At 38.9% G+C, this 756-nt stretch carries 1 pseudogene; it reads left to right on the top strand.

The features are described from left to right. Positions 1-101: 101 nt before the first annotated feature. Positions 102-756: pseudogene (locus GW12_RS16160) on the top strand (transposase); the annotation flags it as partial.

The raw sequence follows: 756 nt of genomic DNA, 5'->3' as shown, positions 1-756 counted from the left end.
TAATTTTCTTGTTCAACGAAAAAAGCCCTCGATTGAGGGCTTTTTTTTATGGTCATGATGTCCCGTCCTGAAATAAGTTTACACCTTAAGAGACTTATTTTATGGAACATAAACGAGAACAACGAGTTAAACGTACACAACGTGACTATAGCTTTGCCTTTAAAATGATGGTGGTACATGAAGTAGAAAAAGGGCAAATTACTTATAAGCAAGCTCAGGCAAAATATGGTATTCAAGGAAGATCAACTGTGCTGGTATGGTTACGCAAGCACGGACAACAGGACTGGACTTCGAATATGCCGACTTCTTCTAAACGCCAATTGACACCCCAACAACGAATCCGCCAATTAGAAAAGCAGTTAGCCGCAGAAAAGCTTAAAACTGAATTTATTCAGGATGTGATTTATCACATTGATAAAGAATGTGGGACTGATCTTGGAAAAAAGTATACCGAGCACGTTTCAAAGATTGGCAAAGCCAAAGAAGACTAAGCGTTTCACGTTATTGTCAGTGGTTGGGAATCACCCGACAAGCTTATTATCAAGCAGAAAAACGTGCTCAAATGACTGCACAAGCAACTGAACAAATACTTGAGTTGGTTATGGAATATCGCTGTCTCATGCCAAGTATCGGAACACGTAAGCTGTATTGGCTTATTAAAGGCAAATTGTTGCAACGTGGTTTAAAGTGTGGACGGGATCAGTTATTTAAAATATTGAAAGAAAATAACTTATTGATTCGCCCTAAGCGTCGCTA

The organism is Acinetobacter sp. HR7 (assembly GCF_000773685.1).
In the GTDB taxonomy this organism is placed as follows: domain Bacteria; phylum Pseudomonadota; class Gammaproteobacteria; order Pseudomonadales; family Moraxellaceae; genus Acinetobacter; species Acinetobacter thermotolerans.
The sequence above is the reverse complement of the archived record's forward strand: the minus strand, read 5'-3'. Positions and strand labels throughout refer to the sequence as shown.